The organism is Bradyrhizobium sp. NBAIM08, assembly GCF_020193935.1.
GTDB lineage: Bacteria > Pseudomonadota > Alphaproteobacteria > Rhizobiales > Xanthobacteraceae > Bradyrhizobium > Bradyrhizobium yuanmingense.
Genome location: NZ_JADYVR010000800.1, coordinates 1 through 414 on the forward strand (window position 1 = coordinate 1; position 414 = coordinate 414).

The following is a 414-nucleotide window of genomic DNA, read 5'->3' on the forward strand; positions in this document are numbered from 1 at the left end:
CATCACGACCGAGCCCGCGGCCGGCGTGCCGGTGAGGCCGGGCTTCCAGTGAAGCTCGACGCGCTGGACCTCGTCGCCCGTGCAGCGCGGCGAGAGGCCCGCGAGATCGACGCGCACGACCGTGGCATTTGCCGACGATGCGATCGCACCGGGCGCCGCGATCACGCCCGTCGCGGTGCGCAGGCCGTGACGGCCGTAGGCGTCGCGAATGAAGCACTCGTTCGGCGTGCCGTTCTCGAGGTTGCCGTCGTCGTCATCGGCGGCGAGCGCCTCGATCATGCTCGACGGGATGTTCACCGAGCGGCGCAGCGTCGCGACGTAGAGCTTGTAGATCAGCGCGAGCGCCTCGGCCTCGGGCTTGGCGGCGAGCAGCGCCTTGCGGAGATCCCAGAACGTGCCGCCGTAGATCAGGCC

The 414-nt window shown here is 70.8% G+C and carries 1 protein-coding gene; it reads right to left on the reverse strand.

All coding sequences use genetic code 11. From position 1 onward, the window contains the following. Nucleotides 1-414 (reverse strand): hypothetical protein (locus tag I6F37_RS42125; RefSeq protein ID WP_225154689.1); only part of this gene is annotated, 414 nt, incomplete at both ends.